The 1,507-nt window shown below is 56.9% G+C and carries 2 protein-coding genes; both read right to left on the bottom strand.

What is annotated here, in order from left to right:
• Positions 1–111 precede the first annotated feature (111 nt).
• Positions 112–726, bottom strand: a complete 615-nt coding sequence (locus tag CPT76_RS04785; RefSeq protein ID WP_105442097.1) for a YheC/YheD family protein — start codon at positions 724–726, stop codon at positions 112–114.
• A 197-nt stretch (positions 727–923) separates the two neighbouring features.
• On the bottom strand, positions 924–1,436 hold the full coding sequence (locus tag CPT76_RS04780; protein WP_105442096.1) for an alpha/beta hydrolase: 513 nt from the start codon (positions 1,434–1,436) through the stop codon (positions 924–926).
• Positions 1,437–1,507 lie beyond the last annotated feature (71 nt).

Raw genomic sequence — 1,507 nt, 5'->3', positions numbered from 1 at the left:
GCGTCGTCAGACGGCTTGTCTGTCCTACATGGACGACGAGCCCGGTAAAGCTCCAGCTGCCCAGCCCATCTTTCTGAATCAGCGCACGGCAGTCCCAGGGGTTTCGGCTGTTCACGCGCAAATCGTAGCGCCGGCTGCCATCATATAACCTTTGGCGGCCAGCTGATCTAAATATCTCCCTGCCGATTCCACCTTGATGCCGCGGCATACGCCCCCGTCTTCCTCAATAATCAGCATGTCCTTGCGAAGACTGATCCGTTTGATCCCGGTACCCGATTCTCCGCTGACCGGTTTCAGCATGAGCGCTTTGTGCTGCTCCAGCATGGAAATTCCGTCGGCCGCCCGAATCAGCAGCTCCGTCTCCACCAAATGCTCCGCGATTTCCGGGGACGCCTTCAGTCCCTGATAGACGACCCACTTATTGCCAAGCCAGTCCCCAACAAAGGGCAGCCGGCTGAAGGATTTGATTTCTTCCGCTTGCTGGTAACCGCGGATCGTCCTGTAATGGCCTATATCATAAATGAGATCTGGAAATCCCTGTACCGTACGCACCCATTTATGCTTTTGATAAGTGTAACCGGTAATTTTTCGCCGGGCCAGGTTCACATCTTCAGGCGCAAAAAGAATCAACCGTTTGAAACCTGCCACATTCGCTGCCTCAACATAGGGAAGAAAATGGGACCTTTCGGCCGTCTTGGCAGACATTAGGCCGAGCGTGGTGTTCATACCCATCCCCTGCCTGAGTTTCCGATGCCAAAAGTACGGGTCATCACTTCTGTATCATCCTCCTGGGGGTTTTCATTTCAACTCGTTCGTAACCAGCGTATGCCTTGGAGAGGATGGAAGTGCTTATCCCCTCCTTAACGGCAAGAAGGGACGTCCGCTCCATAAGCGTCGTCCCTTTCTTTCGGGTGATAGCATTATTATATGAATTGCCGTTCTCTCAGCCAGGTCGCGCACAGGTCCGGCCATGCCTTGACAGCCTCTTCTTCCTCCGCGAGCCCAAGTCCGTGCCGTCCGGCCTCAAATACATGCAGCGCATAAGGAATCTTCTCGCGGCTTAAAGCGAGGGCGAAGAGCAGGCTGTTCTCCGCAGGAACGGCCCCGTCATCGGCCGTATGCCAAATAAAGGCCGGCGGCGTATCCGGCGTGACCCGCGTCTCGTTGGACAAATACTGGACCAGTTCCGGGTCCGGCTCTTCCCCGAGCAGCGAATACTTGCTGCCTTCGTGGGTATAAGGCCCGAAGCTGATGACCGGATAGCACAGCACCTGCAGATCGGGACGGCTGCTCTCGCGCTCGACCGGATCTTCCGCATCCGACTGGCCTGCATCAAAATGGGTACCGGCAGTGGACGCCAAGTGTCCACCGGCGGAAAAGCCCAAAATGCCTACCCGCGCCGGATCGATGTTCCAATCGGCCGCGAGGCTTCGCACCGTGCGGATTCGCCCGCTGAGCGTCTCCCAGCGGAACCGGGTGGCGGTTCGGCGATACGCGGTAGTTCAAC

Origin of the sequence: Paenibacillus sp. AR247, assembly GCF_002968895.1 — a bacterium.
GTDB classification, from domain to species: domain Bacteria; phylum Bacillota; class Bacilli; order Paenibacillales; family Paenibacillaceae; genus Paenibacillus_AQ; species Paenibacillus_AQ favisporus.
Note: the sequence above shows the minus strand (reverse complement) of the source record. Positions and strands in the feature narration are given on the sequence as shown.